15 protein-coding genes are annotated in these 20,472 nt (G+C 72.7%); 8 read left to right on the top strand and 7 right to left on the bottom strand.

Going from position 1 to position 20,472, the window contains the following annotated elements:
- The first annotated feature begins 81 nt into the window (after window positions 1–81).
- Complete coding sequence (locus ACFW5B_RS10995; protein WP_386436587.1) at window positions 82–1,029, top strand: fumarylacetoacetate hydrolase family protein; 948 nt, start codon at window positions 82–84, stop codon at window positions 1,027–1,029.
- Here ACFW5B_RS10995 and ACFW5B_RS10990 read toward each other — a convergent pair.
- The 3 genes from ACFW5B_RS10990 to ACFW5B_RS10980 form a co-directional block, all read right to left on the bottom strand.
- Window positions 1,026–1,844, bottom strand: a complete 819-nt coding sequence (locus ACFW5B_RS10990; protein WP_386436584.1) for an IclR family transcriptional regulator — start codon at window positions 1,842–1,844, stop codon at window positions 1,026–1,028. The genes ACFW5B_RS10995 and ACFW5B_RS10990 overlap by 4 nt on opposite strands.
- 254 nt (window positions 1,845–2,098) lie before the next feature.
- Complete coding sequence (locus ACFW5B_RS10985; protein ID WP_386436581.1) at window positions 2,099–3,277, bottom strand: MalY/PatB family protein; 1,179 nt, start codon at window positions 3,275–3,277, stop codon at window positions 2,099–2,101.
- 118 nt (window positions 3,278–3,395) lie between these two features.
- Window positions 3,396–5,579 (bottom strand): SpoIIE family protein phosphatase, encoded by a 2,184-nt coding sequence (locus ACFW5B_RS10980; RefSeq protein ID WP_386436578.1) that lies wholly within the window; start codon window positions 5,577–5,579, stop codon window positions 3,396–3,398.
- Window positions 5,580–5,849: 270 nt separating this feature from the next.
- Here ACFW5B_RS10980 and ACFW5B_RS10975 point away from each other — a divergent pair, with 270 nt between their 5' ends.
- Window positions 5,850–7,820, top strand: coding sequence for an amino acid transporter (locus ACFW5B_RS10975; protein WP_386436575.1), 1,971 nt, complete (start codon window positions 5,850–5,852; stop codon window positions 7,818–7,820).
- A gap of 37 nt (window positions 7,821–7,857) precedes the next feature.
- Here the strand turns inward: ACFW5B_RS10975 and ACFW5B_RS10970 are convergent, their stop codons facing one another.
- From ACFW5B_RS10970 to ACFW5B_RS10960, 3 genes are all read right to left on the bottom strand, one after another.
- Window positions 7,858–8,595, bottom strand: a complete 738-nt coding sequence (locus ACFW5B_RS10970; protein WP_386436572.1) for a VOC family protein — start codon at window positions 8,593–8,595, stop codon at window positions 7,858–7,860.
- Window positions 8,596–8,690: 95 nt separating this feature from the next.
- Window positions 8,691–9,500, bottom strand: a complete 810-nt coding sequence (locus ACFW5B_RS10965) for a hypothetical protein (RefSeq protein ID WP_386436569.1) — start codon at window positions 9,498–9,500, stop codon at window positions 8,691–8,693.
- A gap of 85 nt (window positions 9,501–9,585) precedes the next feature.
- Window positions 9,586–10,437 (bottom strand): LysR family transcriptional regulator, encoded by an 852-nt coding sequence (locus ACFW5B_RS10960; RefSeq protein WP_386436566.1) that lies wholly within the window; start codon window positions 10,435–10,437, stop codon window positions 9,586–9,588.
- Between the two features lie 70 nt (window positions 10,438–10,507).
- Between ACFW5B_RS10960 and ACFW5B_RS10955 the strand changes: the two genes are divergently transcribed.
- The 6 genes from ACFW5B_RS10955 (at window position 10,508) to ACFW5B_RS10930 (ending at window position 19,403) form a co-directional block, all read left to right on the top strand.
- Window positions 10,508–11,551, top strand: a complete 1,044-nt coding sequence (locus tag ACFW5B_RS10955; RefSeq protein ID WP_386436882.1) for a DMT family transporter — start codon at window positions 10,508–10,510, stop codon at window positions 11,549–11,551.
- 102 nt (window positions 11,552–11,653) lie between these two features.
- Entirely contained in the window at window positions 11,654–12,763 is a 1,110-nt protein-coding gene (locus ACFW5B_RS10950; RefSeq protein ID WP_386436563.1) for a CapA family protein, read from the top strand.
- 149 nt (window positions 12,764–12,912) lie between these two features.
- Entirely contained in the window at window positions 12,913–15,510 is a 2,598-nt protein-coding gene (gene lanKC, locus ACFW5B_RS10945) for a class III lanthionine synthetase LanKC (RefSeq protein ID WP_386436560.1), read from the top strand.
- A 58-nt stretch (window positions 15,511–15,568) separates the two neighbouring features.
- Window positions 15,569–15,697, top strand: coding sequence for a SapB/AmfS family lanthipeptide (locus ACFW5B_RS10940; protein WP_093638117.1), 129 nt, complete (start codon window positions 15,569–15,571; stop codon window positions 15,695–15,697).
- A 125-nt stretch (window positions 15,698–15,822) separates the two neighbouring features.
- Window positions 15,823–17,598, top strand: a complete 1,776-nt coding sequence (locus tag ACFW5B_RS10935) for an ABC transporter ATP-binding protein (RefSeq protein WP_386436556.1) — start codon at window positions 15,823–15,825, stop codon at window positions 17,596–17,598.
- Window positions 17,595–19,403, top strand: coding sequence for an ATP-binding cassette domain-containing protein (locus ACFW5B_RS10930; protein WP_386436553.1), 1,809 nt, complete (start codon window positions 17,595–17,597; stop codon window positions 19,401–19,403). The genes ACFW5B_RS10935 and ACFW5B_RS10930 overlap by 4 nt, the downstream gene beginning before the upstream one ends.
- Window positions 19,404–19,463: 60 nt before the next feature.
- On the opposite strand, the gene ACFW5B_RS10925 is transcribed toward ACFW5B_RS10930, so the two are convergent.
- Window positions 19,464–20,051, bottom strand: coding sequence for a LuxR C-terminal-related transcriptional regulator (locus ACFW5B_RS10925; protein WP_386436551.1), 588 nt, complete (start codon window positions 20,049–20,051; stop codon window positions 19,464–19,466).
- Between the last annotated feature and the right edge of the window lie 421 nt (window positions 20,052–20,472).

Raw genomic sequence — 20,472 nt, 5'->3', positions numbered from 1 at the left:
TTGTTGAGGGGTAAATCATGTCATGGGCGACCCGGAGACGGGGCGGGGAGGGGGAATTCGCGTAGCGCCGCACATGGCCTCATGCCTCGCCGCTCCCGGAAGCGTCTGGTCCGCATCTGTCGAGCGCCCCGCCGCATCGCGACGGGGCGCCGTACCGCCCTGGAGGGCACCGTGTATCTGGCCACCCTCATTCATCAGGGGCGCGCCCGGCTGGCCGGCCGGCTCGCCCCGCAGGACCCCTGGCGGCTGGCACCGCCCTCGGTCTCCCTCGCGGACGTGATCATCGGCGGCACCCTGCCCTGGTCGTGGGGCCAACTGCCCACCGGGGCCGACCTGGTGCCCGCCCTGCCGTACCGGCCGGGCGCGCTGTACGGCGTCGGGATGAACTACCCGGACGCCATCGTGGAGCGGGGCGGGCGGCGCCCCGCCGAGCCCCGCCTGTTCCCCAAGGTCTCCTCCAGCGTCATCGGCAGCGGCGAGGCGGTCGTCATCGACCCGGAACTCACCCGGCGCGTCGACTGGGAAACCGAGTTGGCCGTCGTCATCGGTACCGAGGCCCGGCGGGTGTCCGAGGCGGACGCGCTGCGGTACGTCTTCGGCTACACCGTCGCCAACGACATCTCCGCCCGCGACCTCCAGGAGCGCGACGGGCAGTCACTGCGGGGCAAGGGCCTGGACACCTTCTGCCCCTTCGGGCCGGTGCTGGTCACGGCCGACGAGATACCGGATCCGCAGCGGCTGCGCATCCGCACCCGGGTCAACGGCGAGACGGTGCAGGACGGTTCGACGGCCGACATGGTCTTCCGGGTCTCCGCGCTGATCGCCTACCTCAGCCGGTTCTTCACCCTGCGGCCCGGCGATGTGGTGCTGACCGGAACCCCGGCGGGCTGCGGCGACTTCATGCGGCCGCCGAGGGCGCTGCGGCCGGGTGATCTGCTGGAGTCGGAGGTGGAGGGGATCGGGCGGCTGGCCAATCCGGTGCGCAGCAGCGCGCCCGACGCCGCTGCGGAGTGCGTGCCCGTGTCCTAGGCGCCGGGCGCCAAGTAGCCCAGCGCCGAGGAGAGTTCACTGCACACCTGAGCCACCACCGGGCCGTAGGCCGGCACCAGCGGCGCCATCCGTTCGGCCACCCCGGCCACGCTGACGCTGGCGACCGGGAGCCCGGTGTGGTCGTAGACGGCGGCGCCGCAGCAGCAGCTCGACTCGTCGAAGTCCCGCAGGTCCTGGGACCAGCCGCGCTCCCGGGTGCGCTCGATCTCGGCATGCACGTCCGAGACCGTGGCCGCGGACACCGGGCACCGCGGGTCGCGGACCAGCTCGATCAGGGTGTCCTCCAGCTTCTGCCGCGGCAGCGCCGCCAGATAGGCGCGGCCCAGCGAGGTGGAGTGCAGCGGGCGGGAGCCGCCCAGCTCCGCGGTCACCACGGCCGGCCGGGTGCCGCGCTCGCGGTGCACGAACACCATCGTCAGACCGTTGGGCACGCCGAGGCTGACGGTTTCCTGGGTGAGTTCGGCGAGCTTGCGCAGCGCGGGCGCCGCGGTGTCGCGCAGCGTGGTCGAGGCGACCGCCGCGGACGCCAGCCGTACGGCCGTCGGCCCCAACTGCCACTGCCCGCCTGCCGGGGTGCGGGTCAGCCAGCCCTGCTCCTCCAGGCGGTCGACGAGACGGTAGGCCGTGCTCCGGGTCAGCCCGAGCGCCTGGGCGAGCTCAGGAGTCGAGACACCGCGGTTGCCCGCCACATGGGTCAGGATCGCCAGCCCCCGGTCCAGCGCGCCCGCGGCCCGCTCGCCGGGACGCCCACCGCCGGACGTCCGGCCGGTCCCCGGCGCCACTGACTCGCTCATCGTCGCCCTCGGTCTTGTCGCCACTCGCTGCGGATCGGATCGGTCGGGTGACACTACCGACCCAATTCCGGCGCTGTCACCGGTACTTGTGCGTCCCGTGGGGGCGCTGACCGGTCCGGTGTCCCGCACTGAACGAGATCATGTCCTAATGAATGGGACTCCCGCAAGGTGTGGTGACGGGGGCAAGGGGCCTGTGCGCACCCGGCCCGCGCGCTGCCCGGACAAGGCCCCGGGCGTCGCGCGGGCCGACGTGGTCAGTCCACCGCCGCCGCCATCCGCCGTACCGCCTCGGTGAGTACACCGGGTGAGGTCGCCAGGTTGAGCCGGACGTGCCCGGCGCCGCCGGTGCCGAAGCCGGCGCCGGGGCTGAGGGCCACTCTGCCGCGGTCCAGGAAGGCCGCCGCGGGGTCGTCACCGAGGCCCAGCGGGCGGCAGTCGAGCCAGGCGAGATAGGTCCCGGCGGCGGGGCGGTAGCGGACCCGGGGGAGCCGCTCGTCCAGCAGGCCGGCGAGCAGCCGGCGGTTGTCGTCGATGCCGGCGCACACCGCGTCGAGCCAGTCGCGGCCGTCCCGCAGGGCGGCGGTGTGGGCGATGATGCCGAGGTGGCTGGGGCCGTGGCTGACCTCTTCCGGGAGGCCGGCCAGCTCGTCGGCCGCCGCCGGCCCGGCGACGGCGAGCGCCGCCTTGAGCCCGGCCAGGTTCCACGCCTTGGACGCCGACATCAGCGCGAGCCCGTTCTCCGCCCCGGGCACGGTCAGATAGGGCACGAAGGCGGCGTCCCGGGCCACCACGGGCGCATGGATCTCATCGGCGACGACCCGGACGCCGTACCTGTCCGCCAGCGCCGCGACGGCGGTCAGCTCCTCGGCGCCGTGCACCGTGCCGGTGGGATTGTGCGGACTGCACAGCAGGTACGCGGCCCGGCCGGCGCCCGCCGTGGCATGCCGGAAGGCGCCCTCCAGCGCGCCGAAGTCGATCCGCAGATCCTCGCCCAGCGGGGCCTCCACCACGCGCCGGTCCATATGCGTCACGAACTGGTAGAACGGCGGATAGACAGGGCAGTTGACGACCACCGGGTCGCCCGGACCGGTGATCAGCTTGAGCATCTCGACGATGCCCAGCATCACGTCCGGCACGATCGCCGTGCGCTCCACGTCCAGCCCGTCCCAGCCCCACCGGGTGCGGGCGAAGTCGGCCAGCGCCGAGGCGTACGCCGTCCCCGCCGGGTAGCCGGTGTCGCCGAGCGCGACCGCGTCCGTGATCGCCCGGGCGACCGGTGCGGCCAGTGGCACATCCATCTCCGCCACCCACAGCGGCAGCACGTCCTCCGGGTAGGTGCGCCACTTCATGCTCGTTCGCCGTCGCAGTGCGTCGAGCGAGAGCCGGTGCAGCGGATTGAGGTCGTCGGTGGTGTCACGCGGCGCGCTGTCCATGAGGCCAAAATAGGCACGTTCCGCGGCGAAGGGCAGAGGGCCGGGCCCATCGGACGAACCCGTGCGCGGCTGGGCGGGGTCCCGTGCGCAGCGTCGGTGGTGGGTGTGCCGTGGCGGTTCAGGTGGCGGTGAGGACCAGCGCGGCCTGGTCGTCCGGGGTGGACCGGCCCGCGAAGGCGGTCACCGCGGCGTTCACGGCGGCGATGAGACCGGCGGCGCCCGGCGGCTCGGCGTGCTGCGGGCGCAGGGCCTCGGCCAGGCGCTGTTCGTCGAAGAACGCGCCGGTGGCGGAGCGGGCCTCGGTGATGCCGTCGGTCACCAGGACCAGGCTGTCACCCGGACGGAGAGCGAGCCGGCACGGGGACCCGTCGAAGACGGGGGCGACGCCCAGCAGCAGGCCCGACTGGGCGAGTTGCTCGATCGTGCCGTCGGCGCGGCGGACGAGCGGGGGGACATGGCCGGCCCGGATCAGGTCCAGCGTGAGACCGGACCCGGTGGGCCGCAGCTCGCCGTAGACCAGCGAAACGAAGAGGTCCTCGTCGACGGAGCCGCAGGTCAGCGCGTCGTTGATGGCGGCGACCACGGACATCGGGTCGTTCAGCAGCCGGGCGGCGGCGCGGGCGGTGTGGCGGACCATACCGGTGGTGGTGGCGGCGCGGGCGCCGCGCCCGCAGACATCACCGATCATGAGCGCCCAGCGGTCACCGGGGAGCGGGAAGACATCGTAGAAGTCGCCGCCGACATCGAGCCCTTCGCCCGCCGGGTGGTAGGAAGCGGCCAGATCGGCGCCGGGAATCCGGGGCAGTTCCGGCGGCAGCAGTCCGGCCTGCAGATCGCGGGCCAGTTGCACCCGGTCGGTGAACTGGTGGGCGTTGTCGGCGCCGGCCGCGGCCCGGCTCGCCAGCTCCTCGGCCAGGGCGACGGTATGGCCGTCCAGGGGCGGGCCGGTGGCCAGCAGGGTCAGCACGCCGAAGGTGCGGCCGCGGGCGCCCAGCGGAACGGACACATAACCGGTGACGCCCGGCAGTGCGGGACGGCCGCCGCGGGCGACATCGGCGTGGTCCGTCTCCGTCGTACCGGAGGCCAGCACCCGGGCCACCGCCCGGCCGATCTCGTCGTGCATGCCGGGGGTGGCGAGCAGCTCCTCGTCGGCCCGGGTGGCCGCGGCCACGGCGATCCGCCGGAGACGGCCGTCCTCCTGCACATGGACCGTGCACAGCGGCGCCAGGGTCGGCACGGTCACCCGGGCCAGACGCTGCAGGCAGTCGGCGAAATGCAGCTCGCGGGTGATGGCCGTACTGGCCTCCAGCACGAAGGCCAGGTCGTCCCTGACCGCCTTCTCCCTCTCCTGGGCGGCGCGCCCCGCCTCCAGGGCCTGGTGGCGCTCGATGGCCAGCGCGGCAATACGGGCGAACGCGCCGCTGAGGGCCACGTCCTTGTCCGTGGGGGCCTTGGGGACGCGGTGGTAGATCGCGAAGGTGCCCAGCAGCCGGTCGTCGGTCCCCATGATCGGGGTGGACCAGCAGGCCGCGACCCCGGCCCGTGCGGCCAGGTCGCGGTAGTCCCGCCACCGGTCGTCGGTGGCGATATCGGTGACGATCACCGGCTCGCGGAGATAGGCGGAGGTGCCGCAGGAGCCGACGTCCGGGCCGATGACGACCCCATTGATGGCGTCGTTGTAGAACGCGGGCAGGCTCGGGCCGGTGCCGTGCAGCAGATGGGTGCCGTCCGGATCGGTGAGCAGTACCGAGACGATCAGCTCCGGTGACAGCTCTTCGATCGCCCGCGCCATGCCGGTCAGGACGTCGCCCAGCGGGGCCTCGCTCGCGATCTGCTCCAGCAGGAGCCGCTGTTCGGCCGCGAGGAGCTGGGCGTGCTGGTACGCGGTGGTCTCCACCGCGATCACGACCACCCCGTCGATCCGGCCGAACGCGTCCCGGCGGGGCTCATAGGTGAAGTCGAAGAAGCCCTCCCGCTCCGCCCCCGGCGGACCGAGCACCAGCCGCCCCGCGCGGGCCCGGTACGCGGTGCCGGTGCGGTAGACCGCATCGAGCCGGTCGAGCACGCCCTGCGGGCCCAGCTCCGGGATCAGCTCACCGATCGGCACATCGATCCGTCCGCGGTCGCCCCCGAAGGCCTCGAAGAACGCCGGATTCCCGGCCTCCAGCAGATGCTCCGGACCGCTCAGCGCAGCGAAGATCACCGGAGCCTGCTCGAAGAGATCCTCGTACTCCTCGCTCCGGCGGGGCGGAGATCTGGGAGGTGTGGCGACCGCACCGAGGCGATCCGACTGAAGGGACATGGCAGGCCACCCTTCCTGCGGGCACCGATCCGTCCACCTCCCACTTTGGCACACCGCCCGGGGGAGTCCAGGCCACGGCCGGAACGGTCGCGGAGGGGAACCGGGCGGCGCCGCGCCGCATTCACCGTCTGACCACCCGGCTGCCGCCGCGGGCCGGGACACGAAGGCGCCGGACCGCCGAGCGCCACGGTGGCCGGGCCCGGACTCCGTACGCTGACCTGGCCGTCCCGTCGACGGCGGGATGCTTTCGCAGTACGACAGGAGCACACCATGGCTGCCTCCGCCCCTGCCGGTACGCCTTCCGGGGCCTCGGCGCGGCAGCGCCTGCGCGCCTGGATGCTGGAGGGTCTGTCCGATATGGCCCGGCATCAGAACGGTCCGCACGCCGGGCCGGTGAGCGCCCACAAGGGGCAGCGGTGGTGGCGGGTGATGTGCCTGACCGGTGTGGACTACTTCTCCACCCTCGGCTATCAGCCGGGGATCGCCGCCCTCGCCGCGGGGCTGCTGTCCCCGATCGCCACGATCGTCCTGGTCATCGTGACGCTCGCGGGCGCACTGCCGGTCTACCGGCGGGTGGCTGAGGAGAGCCCGCACGGTCAGGGCTCGATCGCCATGCTGGAGCGGCTGCTGTCCTTCTGGAAGGGCAAGCTGTTCGTCCTGACCCTGCTGGGCTTCGCCGCCACCGACTTCCTCATCACCATCACCCTGTCCGCCGCCGACGCCGCGACCCATCTGGTGGAGAACCCGCACCTCACCAGCGCCCTGCAGAACGGCCAGATGGTCATCACCCTGCTGCTGATCGCGCTGCTCGGCGCGGTGTTCCTCAAGGGCTTCCTGGAGGCGATCGGGGTGGCGGTGGTCCTCGTGGGCGTCTACCTCACGCTGAACGTCGCCGTGGTCGTCGCCGGACTGTGGCACGTGGCGACCGCCGCGCATGTCGTCACCGACTGGTCCCGGGCACTGACGGCCGAGCACGGCAACGGCCTGGCGATGCTCGGCGTGGCCCTGCTGGTCTTCCCGAAGCTGGCGCTGGGGCTGTCCGGATTCGAGACCGGTGTGGCGGTCATGCCGCACGTCGAGGGCGACCCCGGCGACACCGAGGCGCGTCCCCGGGGACGCATCCGGGGCGCGAAGAAGCTGCTCACCACCTCGGCCGTGATCATGAGCGTCTTCCTCATCGTCACCAGCTTCGTCACCACCGTGCTCATCCCCGAGCAGGAGTTCCAGCCCGGCGGATCGGCCAACGGCCGCGCCCTGGCGTATCTGGCCCATGAGTACCTGGGCTCGGCCTTCGGCACGGTCTACGACATCTCCACCATCGCCATCCTCTGGTTCGCCGGCGCCTCGGCCATGGCCGGGCTGCTGAATCTCATGCCGCAGTATCTGCCGCGCTACGGAATGGCGCCCCACTGGGCGCGGGCCGTCCGCCCGATGGTGCTGGTCTTCACCCTCGTCGCCTTCCTGGTCACCTGGATCTTCAACGCCGACGTGGACGCCCAGGGCGGCGCCTACGCCACCGGCGTCCTGGTCCTGATCAGCTCCGCCGCGATCGCGGTGACCATCGCCGCGCGGCGGGCCCGGGAGCGCGGCTGGACGATCGGCTTCGCGGTGATCTCCCTGGTGTTCCTCTACACCACCGTGGCCAACGTCATCGAGCGCCCCGACGGCGTGAAGATCGGCGTCTGCTTCATCGCCGGGATCATCCTGGTGTCGTTCCTCTCCCGGCTGGCCCGCGCCTTCGAACTGCGCGTCACCAGCGTCGTGCTCGACAAGATGGCCGAACGGTTCATCCGCGACATCGCCCACCGCAAGATCCGCTTCATCGCCAACGAGCCCGACCAGCGGGACCTGGCCGAGTACCGCGACAAGCTCGAACAGATCCGCACCGACAACGACCTCCCGGTCGACGACGACTTCATCTTCGTCGAGGTCACCCTCGGCGACCCCTCGGAGTTCGAGAGCGAACTACGGGTCCGCGGCGAGGTCCTGCACGGCCGCTACCGCGTGCTCTGCCTGGAGAGCTCCACCGTCTCCAACGCACTGGCCGCCCTCCTGCTGCACGCACGCGACCTGACCGGGGCCCGGCCGCACATCTACTTCGAGTGGACCGAGGGCAGCCCCTTCGCGCAGTTCCTCCGCTTCTTCCTCTTCGGCCAGGGCGAGGTCGCCCCCGTCACCCGCGAAGTCCTCCGCGAGGCCGAACCGGACCGAGAGCGGCGGCCTCGGGTTCATGTCGGGTGAGAGGCGCTGCTGTTGGGGCCGAACCCGGAGTTCCGCGTCAGCCCCGGCCGAGGACGCAGAACTCGTTGCCCGCCGGGTCGGCCAGGACGACCCAGGAGACGTCCCCCTGTCCCACGTCGGCCCGTGTCGCGCCGAGGCCTTCGAGCCGGGCGACCTCCCGCGCCTGATCCTCGACGGGGTCGGACATCAGGTCGAGATGGACGTGGCTCCATACGACGTCGTCGTCGGGCGTGCGGCGGAACTCCAGGTACGGCCCGACGCCCTTGACGGAGCGCAGCAGGGCGTGGTCGTCGGTCAGTTCGTGGACGGTCCAGTCGATCGCCTCGCCCCAGAACCGCACCATGGCCCGTGGGTCGGCGCAGTCGACAACTATGGCGGCTATCGGCCCGGTGTCCCGGTAGAGCTCCCGGGGCTCCAGGACACTGAACATATTGCCTTCCGGGTCGGCCATCACCGTCCCCGGCGCGTCGCCCCGGCCCATATCGGCGGGCGTCGCCCCCAGTTCCTTCAGACGCGCGACCAACTCCGCCTGATGGGCGTCGGAGGTGGTGGCGAGCTCGATGTGCACGCGGCACTTCACCGTCTCCGGGTCCGGGACGCGGACGAGATCGATACAGACGGCGGACGGGTCCGGCCAGTCGAAGCCCACGGGTTCCAGGTTCGTGACGCCGGGCCCTTCGCTGGAGACACCCCAGCCGAGTGCCTCCGCCCAGAACCGGCCGAGTGCCGAGTCGTCCCGGGCCTTGAAGTTCACCTGAACAAGTTGCAGCGTCATGCCGCTTACCCTAGGTGATCCTCATCGGGCAGGCGTGCGAAAAGGCCTGCTGAGTGATCACCTCCCCATGCGTTCGCACCCTGTGTTCGCTCCTTTTAAGGGCGCACCGTCGCCCGGCCCCTTCGCAGCACGCAATCGCCGCACAGCGCGCCCGCGGCATCCGGTGCCGCCCGGTAGAGCAGGCAGCAACTCCGGCGTGTGAAGCGCCCGTTGCGGGGTTGCGGGGTGTGGAGGTCCATGTGGGGTTCCAGGGTGTGGGTGTCCCGCAGGAGCGGATGCCGGAGGAAGGTCAGGGCCGCGGTGCGCGCGGGCCGTGCCAGGGGTGGGGCCGCCGCGGTGACGCCCGTGGCCGCGCCGTGCACGGCCGAGGCCACATTGCCCCACAGAATGCGCGGGGAGACCGAGAAGGGGGCGAAGGCGTCCACCAGAGCGCGGACCGGACCGTCCAGCAGGTCGTCGGCGATGGCGCTGACCGGGCGGGTGCCGCCGTCGGCGGTGGGGGTCACCGCTTCCCGGGGCAGTGACAGCCGGAACGCGCCGCCGAGGGCGGAAGCCCACCACAGCTCGCCGAGGGTGAGCGGCCGCGACGGCAGGCCGTGCAGAGCAGCCAGGCCGAGGACCGGTGAGATGACCCGCGCCACCAGCCCCAGATGGGCCACCGAGGCGGCCACCCGTGGCTCCACGGCCTCGGGCGGTCTGCCGCCGTTCGCCGCGAGCGAGGACCGCACCGCGGCGACCCGCTCCCGCAGCACACCGCTCCCGTTCTCTTTCCCTCCCTCCGTCACCTCGCTCAACGTCCGCCAAGGGACGCTGAGTTCCGCCCCCGCGGAATGCGTCTCGAAGGCGCAGAAGGGCCCGAGCGCCGCCAGGTGGGTCGTCGTCGCGGCCGTGGGTTCTTCCGTCATGCGGTGGGTTCTTCCGTCATGGTGTGCGGTCCGAAATCCTCGAATTGGGGTGGTGACAGGGACCGGGCGGGGCGGGGGCGGCCGTTCACCTTCGTTGCCGGTAGAGGTCGGTGAGCAGCGCGACGGCGGCATGGGTGGCCGGATGCGGGTCATGGCGCCGCCAGACGAGGTGGACGTCGACGGGCGCGGCGTCCCGCAGCCGCCGGAAGACGATGCCGTCGCGCCGGTACTGGTTGGCGGTGCTCTCCGGGGTGATGCCGACACTGCGGCCGGTGGCGATCTCCGTGAGCCAGTCGTCGATGTCCTGGGTGTACTCGACGACCGGACGGGCATCGGGCGGCCACAGATCGGCGGTGGTGGTGCCGGTGCGCCGGTCGAGGAGGAGGGTGCGGGTGCGGACGTCGGAGAGCGGGATGGCGCGGCGGGTGGCCCACGGGTCGTCGGCGGCCATGGCGCAGTAGCGGCGTTCCTGGCCGACCACGGCGCCGGCGAAGCGTGCGTCGTCGAAGGCCGTACGGACCACGGCGAGGTCGCACAGCCCCTCCGCCAGACCACCCGTGGCGGAGTTGGTGCGGACCAGATGCAGCTCGATGCCGGGGTGGCGGGCCGCCCAGCGGCGCTGGTACTCGGCGGTGTGCCGCCCCATGGCCGACCAGGCGTGGCCGATGCGCAGCCGGGTGTGACCGGTGGTGGCTTCCCGGATGAGGTTGTCGGCCTCGGCAAGCACCTTCCGGGCGCGCGCCAGTACCTGCACTCCGGCGGTGGTGGGAACGACACTCCTGCTGGTGCGGTGCAACAGCCGGACACCGAGGGAGTCTTCGAGCGACGCGATCGTCCGGGACACCGCCGCCTGGGAGATCCCGAGATCGATGGCGGCGTCCGTGAAGCCACCGGAATCGACGATCGCCACAAGACAGCGCAGATGTCGCAGTTCCATCCCCACATCCATAACCACAGCGTATTGATGCGTACGGGCATGCATTTTAGGTATGGACACCCGGGGGCGGATGCTGCCGGGCATGACACGAAGCACGCAAGGCCTGCCGGACCTGGAGGCCGCCCGTGGGGGACCGGCGGTGCGCTCGGGCCGGCTGACGGGCGTGGCGATGATGTGCGGCAGCGGACTCGCCAACCAGACCGGCGCCGCGACCGGGGCGCTGGCCTTTTCGGCGATCGGGCCGGCCGGGGTGGTGGCCGTACGGCAGTGGGTGGCCGGGCTCGTCCTCCTGGCGGTGGGCCGGCCCAGGCTGCGCGGGTTCACCTGGCGGCAGTGGTGGCCGGTGCTGTGCCTGGCGATGGTGTTCGCCACGATGAATCTGACCCTCTACACCGCCATCGACCGCATCGGGCTGGGGCTGGCGGTGACCCTGGAGTTCCTCGGCCCGCTGGCCGTGGCGATGGCCGCCTCCCGGCGTCCGGTGGACCTGCTGTGCGCCCTCGTCGCCGGGTCGGCGGTCGCCATCCTGACCCGTCCCCAGGCAACCACCGACTACACGGGCATCGCGTTCGGCCTGGTCGCCGCCGTGTGCTGGGCGTCCTACATCCTGCTCAACCGCCTCGTCGGCGCCCGGCTGCCCGGCGTCGAGGGGTCGGCCGCGGCCGCCGGTGTCTCCGCCCTCCTCTACCTGCCCATCGGGATCACCGTCCTCGCCCACCACCCGCCGAGCGTGCGCGCCCTGGGATACGCGGCCACGGCGGGCGTCCTCTCCTCGGCCGTGCCGTTCCTCGCCGATCTGCTCGCCCTGCGCCGGGTCCCCGCGCGGTTCTTCGGGATCTTCATGAGCGTCAACCCGGTCCTCGCGGCGCTGGTCGGCCTGGTCGTCCTGGACCAGACCCTGCGGGGCATCGAGTGGCTGGCCGTCGCCGCGATCGTGGTGGCCAACGCGGTCAGCATCCTGGCCTCCGGTACCCGCCCGGCGTCCCGTGTCGCCGCGGGCGGCAGCAGGCCGCTCCCCGCCCCGGCGCCGCTCCCCACGCCCGCGGCGGACCCCGTCACACCGCGGGGTCCCGCGGCCGGAGCGGCGGCGCGGTGCGGTGAGGAAGCGCGTTGAGCCGGCGCATCGGACGGCCCGCCGCGCGAACCCGGGCCGCCCGTCACGAGCCCTCGCACCGCTCGCCGCGAAACCTCGGCGTGACCGCTCTAACCTGGGGGAATGGGCGGTGACTTGCTCACACTGTTCCTCTGCGGTGACGTCATGCTCGGCCGTGGTGTCGACCAGATCCTGCCGCACCCCGGAGACCCGGCGCTGCGTGAGGGATACATCCGCGACGCCCGCGCCTATGTCGAGCTGGCGGCGGCGCTGAACGGCCCCGTGCCGTGCCCGGCCGGCTTCTCCTGGCCATGGGGGGACGCACTGGAGGTGCTCGACGAGGCGGCGCCCGCCGCCCGGGTGCTGAATCTGGAGACCAGCATCACGCAGTACGCCGGATTTGCACCCGAGAAGGAAATTCACTACCGGATGAACCCGGCGAACCTGCCCTGTCTGGCCGCAGCCCGCCCCGATGTCTGCGTGCTGGCCAACAACCACGTCCTGGACTTCGGCCGGCAGGGACTGGCGGACACCCTGGGCGCACTGGCGGGTGCGGGACTGCAAACGGCGGGGGCGGGAGCGGACTCCGACGCGGCGCGCCACCCGGCGATCGTGTCCGTCGCGGAGGGCCGGCGGGTCCTGGTGTTCTCGTTCGGGATGCCGTCCAGCGGTATCCCGCGGGCCTGGGCGGCGGCCGGGGACCGCTCCGGGGTCGACTTCGTGGCCGGGCCCTCACCGGCCGCCGCGGACGAGATCTCCGGGCGGGTTCGACAGGTGAAAAGGCCGGGGGACATCGCCGTCGCCTCCGTCCACTGGGGCTCCAACTGGGGCTATCACGTGTCCCGTAGCGAGGATGCCTTCGCCCGTGGCCTCCTGGACGGCGGTGTGGACGTCGTCCACGGCCACTCCTCGCACCACCCCCGCGCCCTGGAGGCATACCGGGGAAAGCTCGTGATCCACGGGTGCGGCGACTTCATCGATGACTACGAGGGCATCACCGGCTACGAGGCGTACCGGGACGACCTGCGGCTGCTCTTCCTCGTCGCGCTGGACGCGGACACCGGCAGGCTCCACGACATACGGATCGCCCCTCTGCAGGCCCGGCGCATGCGGCTGCGGCACGCGTCGCGTCAGGACACCCGGTGGCTGAAGGCGCTCCTCGACCGGATCGGCTCCGGCTTCCGGCCCTGCGCCACCGAGCCGGACGGCGCGCTCGTCCTCCGGCCGTCCTAGGGGACGGGCGGCAATCCTGGCCGCCCCTTCACACCACTGCGAATTTGCAGCAAACATGCATTTCTCACGGGTTCTTCGTGACAGACATGACTGTTTCCCGGTCCCCGTGCCGTGACAGCGTCATCCCTGTCACCAGCCGAGGGAGTGCAATGAACAAGGGTTACGCCGTCTTCTGCGACGCCGACCGCCAGTTCTACGACGCTCCCCACCGCCTGCCCGCCGACAGCACCGGCCGCAGCGCTCCGTACGAGACCCTGAGCCGGGAACTGCCCGAGGGCTGGCAGCGCCACCGCTCCGGCGACTGGCTGGCGTTCCGCCCGCTGGACCGCGAACTCCCCAGCCAGGGCTGGAAGATTCATGTGTCGGCCCGCCTGGACAACGCCGAACGCGTGCTGGCGAAGGTCTGGGACTACTGCGTCCCGCGCTCGATCGCCTTCAAGTGCATGCCGACCCGGTACCTGCTGCACATCCGCAACGCCAAGTACGCCGACCGCGGCGCCAGCGGAAAGTTCCTCACGGTCTACCCCGCCGACGAGGCACAGTGCCGCCGCATCGCCGAGGAGCTGAGCGAACTGCTCGCCGGCGAACCGGGACCGTACATCCTCAGCGATCTGCGCTGGGGCGCCGGCCCGGTGTACGTGCGCTACGGCAGCTTCACCGAACGGCACTGCTACGACGACAAGGGCGAACTCCGCCCCGCCGTCGAGGACGACCAGGGGCGGCTGGTCCCCGACCGCAGAGAGCCCGCGTTCCGCGTCCCGGAGTGGATCACCCTCCCGGAGTTCCTCCAGCCGCATCTGGACGCCCGCTCCGCCACCGATGTCACCGACCTCCCGTACAAGATCGAGCAGGCGCTGCACTTCTCCAACGGCGGCGGCGTCTACATCGGCCGCGACCTGCGCACCGACCGGCGGGTGGTGCTGAAGGAGGCGCGGCCGCACGCCGGACTGGCCGCCGACGGAGCGGACGCCGTGACCCGGCTGAAGCGGGAGCGGGACGCGCTCAAGAGACTCTCCGGACTCGGCTGCGCCCCCGAGGTGCACGACTGGTTCACCCTCGGCGACCACACCTTCCTGGTCCTGGAGTTCATCGAGGGACGGCCGCTGAACAGCTTCTTCGCCCACCGCCACCCGCTGATCGAGGCCGATCCGGGCCCCGAGCGGCTCGCGGAGTACACCGGGTGGGCCATGCGCGTCCACGCGCTGGTGGCCGACGCGGTCGAGGCGATCCACTCCCGCGGCGTCGTCTTCAACGATCTGCACCTCTTCAACATCATGATGTCCGAGGACGAATCCTCCGTGGTGCTCCTGGACTTCGAGGCCGCGTCCGTCGACGACGAGTCCAGCCGCCAGGTGATCGCCAACCCGGGCTTCGTCGCCCCCGCCGACCGCCGGGGCCGCGATGTCGACCGCTACGCCCTGGCCTGTCTGCGCCTGGCCCTGTTCCTCCCGCTCACCAGCCTCTTCGCGGTGGACCGCGGCAAGGCGGCCCATCTGGCGGAGATCGCCGCCGCACAGTTCCCGGTGCCCCGCGACTATCTCGACGAAGCGGTGACGGAGATCCTCCGGGGCCACCGGCCGGCCCGGACCTCCGGCCGGGCGGCCCGGCCCGGGGGAGCGGACTACCTCCCCGTCGCCCTCGGCGACTGGCCGCACAGCCGCGACTCCATGGTCCGGGCCGTGCTCGCCTCGGCCACCCCGGACCGCGAGGACCGCTACTTTCCCGGCGATATCGCCCAGTTCGCCACCACGGGCGGCGGCACCTGCTTCGCCTATGGAGCGGCCGGGGTGCTGTACGCCCTGGCGGAGACCGGCGCGGACCGCTGCCCGGAGGCCGAGGAGTGGCTGCTGCGGAGGACGAAGAGCCCCGCGTCCGGCAGTCCGCTCGGCTTCTACGACGGCCTCTCCGGCGTCGCCTGGGTCCTGGACCGCCTCGGACACCGGGAGCAGGCCCTGGACCTCGCCGACACCGTCACCGGCCGGCGCCGGCAGGACATCGCACCGGACCTGCACAGCGGACTGGCCGGGCTCGGCCTGGCGCTCGACTCCCTGGCCGCCTCCACGGGCGAACGCTCCCTGGCCGAGCAGGCGTTGCACTGCGCCCAGCTCGTCGCCGACAAGCTCCGGACCGCGCCGGCGGCCGAAGGTGCCGCGACGCCCCGCGCCGGGCTGCTGCACGGTGACAGCGGAGCGGCCCTGCTCTTCCTCCGCCTGTACGAGCGCACCGACGACACCGCGCTGCTCGAACTCGCCGCAGAAGCCCTGCGCCGGGACCTGTCCCGCTGCGTGCGCGGCGCCGGCGGCGCCCTCCAGGTCAACGAGGGCTGGCGGACCATGCCCTACCTCGGCGCCGGCAGCGTCGGCATCGGCATGGTGCTCGACGACTACCTGGCCCACCGCCCGGACGACGAGTTCGAAGGGGCACGGCGCGAGATCGTGCAGGCGGCACAGGCCAAGTTCTACGCCCAGCCCGGCCTTTTCCGTGGCGCGGCGGGCATGGTGCTCCACCTCGCCCGCACCACGACCGGCGGTCCCGGCACCCACGCCGCCGACCTCCGCCGCCAGATCGACTCCCTGGCCTGGGGCGCCGTCCCCTACCGAGGCCATCTCGCCTTTGCAGGGGAGCAGATGATGCGGCTCTCCATGGACCTGAGCACCGGCACCGCCGGGTGCCTGCTCGCACTGGGCAGCGCGCTGCACGACACCCCCGTGCACCTGCCCTTCCTCCCGCCGCCACGGCGGCCCTGAAGCCGGCCCCATCCGGGGCCGATCGAGAAACACCGTCCCCATCAGAGAGGAACGACCCATGTCCCTTCTTGACCTGCAGACGATGGAAACCCCCAAGGCCGAGGCCACGGAGGAGCTCCACACCGGCAGCCGCGCGAGCCTGCTGCTCTGCGGTGACAGCAGCCTGAGCGTCACCACCTGTAACTGACGTCGCGCAGCTGCGGGCCCTCGGTCCCCGTAGCGCGTCAGTCACGGCAAGCCCCGGGCGGCACCACCGCCCGGGGCCTGCCGCTGCCGCCCGTAACCGTCCCCCGGAGGCGAGGTCCCACCCGTATGCCCCGCACCCCCGGGCCCTCCTCGCCCCCGACCCCGCCGGACACCCGGCACGGGCCGGACCCCGGTGCCCGCTCCGTCCTGACCGGCACCTTCCGGCACAGCCCCGTACGCACCCTCGCCGTCTGCCTCTTCAGCCTGGCGTCCGCGGGCGCCGCCGTGGCCCTGCCCGCCGTACTGGGCCACACCCTCGACCTCGTGCTCGGCGGACGCACGGGCCTGCACGGCGCCCTCGTCCTCTGCGCCGTGCTGCTGACCGCGGAAGTGCTGCTCGACGCGCTGGTGGCGCTCACCGGCGGCGTCACCACCGCCCGTAGCACCGCCTGGCTCCGCCGCCGCGGTATCGACCAGCTGCTGTCCCTCGCCCCGCACCGGGTCGCCGACCGCTTCACGCCCGGAGACCTGGTGACCCGCCTCACCGGAAACGCCGCCGAGGCCGGCACCGCACCCACCGCGGCGGCCACCGGCCTGGCCGCTCTCCTCACCCCGGTCGGCGCCCTGATCGCCCTGGCGCTCACCGACATCTGGCTGGCCGCCGTGTTCCTCGTCGGGCTGCCGCTGCTCACCCGCCTGCTGCGCGCCTTCGCCCGCGGGTCCTCCGACAGCGTCCGGCGCTACCAACGCGTCCAGGCGGACATCGCGACCCGGCTCGTCGAGGCGCTCGGCGGCGCCCGGACCATCGCCGCGGCGGGCACGGCGGCCCGGGAGCGGGACCGGGTCCTCGCCCCCCTGCCCGAACTGGGCGCGCAGGGACGGCAGATGTGGCAGATCTACGGCCGCGCCGTGGTCAGCAGCAGCATCCTGGTGCCGCTGCTGACCACCGTCGTCCTCGCCGTCGGAGGCATCCGGCTGGCCTACGGCAGTCTCACCGTCGGTGAGTTGCTGGCGGCCTCCCGGTACGCCGCCCTCACCGCCGGGCTGGGCGGGGTGGTGGGACAGCTCAACGCCCTGATACGCAGCCGCGCCGCCGCCCACCGCACCGGCGAACTCCTCACCCTCCCCGCGGCACCGCAGGGCGCGCGGCCGCTGCCGGCCGACGGCCCCGGCCGGCTGGAACTGCGCGCGGTCACCGTCCTCCGCGGCGGTGCCCCCGCGCTGCGCGACATCGACCTGGTGCTGCCCGGCGGCACGACCATGGCCGTCGTCGGACACTCGGGGGCGGGCAAATCGCTGCTCGCCGCCGTCGCGGGCCGGCTCACCGACCCCGACAGCGGACAGGTACTGCTGGACGGCATACCGCTCGACGAGGCCGACCCCGCGCAGCTGCGACGGGAGATCGGTTACGCCTTCGAACGCCCCGCCCTGTTCGGCAGCACCATCGGGGACGCCATCGGGTTCGGCCCCTACGAGCCGTCGGCCCCGGCGCTCCAGGCCGCCTCCCGCGCGGCCGGCGCGGACGCCTTCGTCCGCCGCCTCCCGGACGGCTACGCCGCACCGCTGGCCGGCGCCCCGCTGTCCGGCGGCGAGGTCCAACGCCTGGGCCTGGCACGGGCATTCGCCCATGCGGGCCGGTTGCTGGTCCTGGACGACGCCACGTCCAGCCTGGACAGCGTCACCGAACTCCACGTCAGCCGGGCGCTGGTGGACGAGGTACGGACCGGCAGCCGACTGCTGATCGCCCACCGTGTCTCCTCCGCCGCCCGCGCCGACCTGGTCGCCTGGCTGGAGAACGGCCGGCTGCGCGCCGTCGCCCCGCACGACCGGCTCTGGGCGGACGCCGACTACCGCGCGGTGTTCGCCCATACCGACGACGAGGACATCCGGACCGCCTCATGACGACAGCGACGGCACGACTGCTGCCCCGGGCGCGGCGTTTCCTCCGCCGCCGGACCCGCGTACTGCTGCTGCTGGCCGGCTGGTCGCTGCTGGAGTCCGCGCACACCTTCCTCGGCGGCTACGGCCTGGCACAGGCCCTGGACCAGGGCTTCCTGGCCGGCCGCACCGGTATCGGGCTGGTCTGGCTGGCCATCACCGCACTGGCCGTGGTCATCGGCGGCCTGGCCGGACGGGGCGTCTTCCGCGGCCTGGCCGACCTCGTCGAGCCGCTCCGCGACGGCCTGGTACGCCAGGTGGTGTCGCGCTCGCTGACGGAAGCGGTGGCACACCCGGCGCGCGCGGCGGACAGCGCCGCGGTCTCCCGGCTCACCAACCAGACCGAGATCGCCCGGGACAGCTTCGCCGGACTGGTCCTGGTCGCCCGCTCCTTCGTGTTCACCGCGGCCGGAGCGGTACTCGGACTCCTGTCCCTGGCGCCGCAGTTGCTGCTGATCGTGCTGCCGCCGCTCGCGGCCGGGCTGCTGCTCTTCCTGGCCACCCTCCGGCCCATGGCGACCCGCCAGCGCGCTTTCCTGGCGGCGGACGAGGCCCTGTCCACACAGTTCGGCGGTGTCGCCGAGGGGCTGCGCGACGTGGTGGCCTGCGGTGCGCAGCAGGAGACCGCGGCGCGGGCGTACGGCGTGATCGAGGACGAGGCCCGCGCGGCCCGGCAGCTGGCCGGCTGGGCCGCCGTCCGCTGCCTCGCGCTCGGCCTGGCCGGACAACTCCCGGTCCTGCTGCTGCTGTTCACCGCGCCCTGGCTGCTGCGGGAGGGACTCACCCCGGGCGCCGTGCTGGGTGCGCTGGCCTATCTCACCCAGTCCCTGCTGCCCGCGCTGCACACCCTGATGAACGCGCTGGGCTCGTCCGGCACCCGGCTGCTCGTGGTCCTGGACCGGCTCACGGCGGGCTCCGGCCCCGCCCCGGGAAAGCCCGCACCGCCCCGCAGCACCCCACAGGAGCCCGCGCCGCACGTCCCCGCCGCGCCCGTCACCCCCGCCGGCCCCCGTGTCGAACTGCGTGCCGTCACCTTCGCCTACGGCCCCGCCGCGCAGCCCGTGCTGCACGACCTCGATCTGACCGTCGAACCGGGCGAGCACCTCGTCGTGGTGGGGCCGAGCGGTATCGGGAAGTCGACCCTGACCGCTCTCGTCGCCGGTCTGCTCGCACCCGCCCACGGCGAGATACGCGTGGCCGGCCGCCCGGTCCGCACCCGGCCCGGCCTCCATCGGTCCCGGTCACGGGTGCTCATCCCGCAAGAGGCCTATGTCTTCTCCGGAACCCTCCGCGAGAACCTGCGCTATCTGTGCCCCGACGGCGTCGCGGCGCCCGGCCTGGAGGCGGCGTCGGACGCCGTGGGACTGGGCCCGCTGGTGCGCCGCCTGGGCGGCTTCGACGCTCCGCTCGACCCGGCCGCCCTGTCCCAGGGCGAGCGCCAGCTGATCGCACTGGGCCGGGCTCATCTGTCCCCCGCCCGCCTAGTCCTCCTCGACGAGGCGACCTGCCATCTCGACCCGGCGGCGGAACGGCGGGCCGAGCGGGCCTTCGCGGAGCGCCCCGGAACACTGATCGTCGTGGCACACCGGATCACCTCGGCCCGCCGCGCCGACCGCATCCTGGTGCTCGACGGCGCACGGGCCACCTGCGGCACCCATGAAGAGCTGCTCGAATGCTCGCCCCTTTACCGGGATCTGGCGGGGAGCTGGCAGCCCGATTCGCCGGAGAACGCGGAGCGAATCTCCGTGAAGTCCCGTTATCTCGGCTGACGGCGGTACTTTACGGACGTACGAGGCCACCGGGGACCGGTCCGATGCGAAGGTCCGGGTTCAGACCCAGCCCGCCCCTTGCGATATCCGTATGGCGTCCACCCGGTTTCGGGCACCGGTCTTCCGATTGATCGCCGCCATGTAATTGCGTACCGTCCCGCTGCTCAGATGCAGTTCCCGGGCGATCTCGGAGACCGAGGCACCGCCCGCGGCCAGCGAGAGGACGCTTAACTCACGCGGGGTGAGCGGCATGTCGGCGGCCTCCAGGAAATCCGGGCTGAGCGAATGGTCGACGTAGCGCTTGCCGGCGGCCACCAGACCTATCGCGTGCAGCAGCCGGGCGGGTGGCGCGTCCTTGTCCACGAAGCCCCGCGCACGGGCCGCGATGGCCCGGCGCAGGGTGCCGGGGCGGCAGGCGCTGGCCAGGACCAGCAGGGCGCACCCCGGGCCGCCCGGGTGGTCGGCGGACGACACCGATCCCGCGCAGTCGCCGTCGACGATGCACACCTGGGGGCGGAAGGACCGGGCTCGGCCGGGGGCCGTTCTCCAGCAGGCGGCGACAGCGTCGATACCCTCCTCGTCGCGCAACAGCGCGGTGAGCGCCGAGCGCAGCAGCCGCGTTTCGTGCACCACCAAGACCCGGATCACGTTCGTCCCTTCGTTTCTGCTTCTGCTGTCTGCCCCCGTCGTCGGACAGCGGCCAGGGAACAACCGGCGATGTGGCGACAGTTACCCGACGAGCCGCCGCCGCAGCACACACTTTCGGCCCCGAGTGCCGCCCTGCAGAATTGTTACGGCTGGCATTCCCGCCAGATGCACTTTTGCTGGAGATGACTGGAATCCATGTCACCCTGCGCGGAGGTGGCCTCGTTCATTACCGCTGAGGATGGCAGGACTCCACAATTCGCGGTCCGGCCGGTGTGCGCCGGAGTACCCGGAGGCCGGTGTGCGGGCGGAGTTGCCGCGACAGAACGGTGGATGTCCGGAGGGCGGCGGTGTCGTAGGAACTTCACACACCCGGGGGGCGGAATCCGGAAAGCGCGGCGGGCGTCGGACGGATAATTCCCGC

This window comes from Streptomyces sp. NPDC058773 (assembly GCF_042746015.1).
Taxonomy (GTDB): Bacteria; Actinomycetota; Actinomycetes; order Streptomycetales; family Streptomycetaceae; genus Streptomyces.
The sequence above is the reverse complement of the archived record's forward strand: the minus strand, read 5'-3'. Positions and strand labels throughout refer to the sequence as shown.

Excerpts from the sequence above, each read along its gene's own strand:
- ACFW5B_RS10985 (WP_386436581.1), bottom strand. The coding sequence starts at position 3,277 with ATGGACAGCGCGCCGCGTGACACCACCGACGACCTCAATCCGCTGCAC.
- ACFW5B_RS10995 (WP_386436587.1), top strand. The coding sequence starts at position 82 with ATGCCTCGCCGCTCCCGGAAGCGTCTGGTCCGCATCTGTCGAGCGCCC.
- ACFW5B_RS10970 (WP_386436572.1), bottom strand. The coding sequence starts at position 8,595 with ATGACGCTGCAACTTGTTCAGGTGAACTTCAAGGCCCGGGACGACTCG.
- ACFW5B_RS10990 (WP_386436584.1), bottom strand. The coding sequence starts at position 1,844 with ATGAGCGAGTCAGTGGCGCCGGGGACCGGCCGGACGTCCGGCGGTGGG.
- ACFW5B_RS10935 (WP_386436556.1), top strand. The coding sequence starts at position 15,823 with ATGCCCCGCACCCCCGGGCCCTCCTCGCCCCCGACCCCGCCGGACACC.
- ACFW5B_RS10930 (WP_386436553.1), top strand. The coding sequence starts at position 17,595 with ATGACGACAGCGACGGCACGACTGCTGCCCCGGGCGCGGCGTTTCCTC.
- ACFW5B_RS10950 (WP_386436563.1), top strand. The coding sequence starts at position 11,654 with ATGGGCGGTGACTTGCTCACACTGTTCCTCTGCGGTGACGTCATGCTC.
- ACFW5B_RS10980 (WP_386436578.1), bottom strand. The coding sequence starts at position 5,579 with ATGTCCCTTCAGTCGGATCGCCTCGGTGCGGTCGCCACACCTCCCAGA.
- ACFW5B_RS10960 (WP_386436566.1), bottom strand. The coding sequence starts at position 10,437 with ATGGAACTGCGACATCTGCGCTGTCTTGTGGCGATCGTCGATTCCGGT.
- ACFW5B_RS10940 (WP_093638117.1), top strand. The coding sequence starts at position 15,569 with ATGTCCCTTCTTGACCTGCAGACGATGGAAACCCCCAAGGCCGAGGCC.
- lanKC (WP_386436560.1), top strand. The coding sequence starts at position 12,913 with ATGAACAAGGGTTACGCCGTCTTCTGCGACGCCGACCGCCAGTTCTAC.
- ACFW5B_RS10965 (WP_386436569.1), bottom strand. The coding sequence starts at position 9,500 with ATGACGGAAGAACCCACGGCCGCGACGACGACCCACCTGGCGGCGCTC.
- ACFW5B_RS10955 (WP_386436882.1), top strand. The coding sequence starts at position 10,508 with ATGCTGCCGGGCATGACACGAAGCACGCAAGGCCTGCCGGACCTGGAG.
- ACFW5B_RS10975 (WP_386436575.1), top strand. The coding sequence starts at position 5,850 with ATGGCTGCCTCCGCCCCTGCCGGTACGCCTTCCGGGGCCTCGGCGCGG.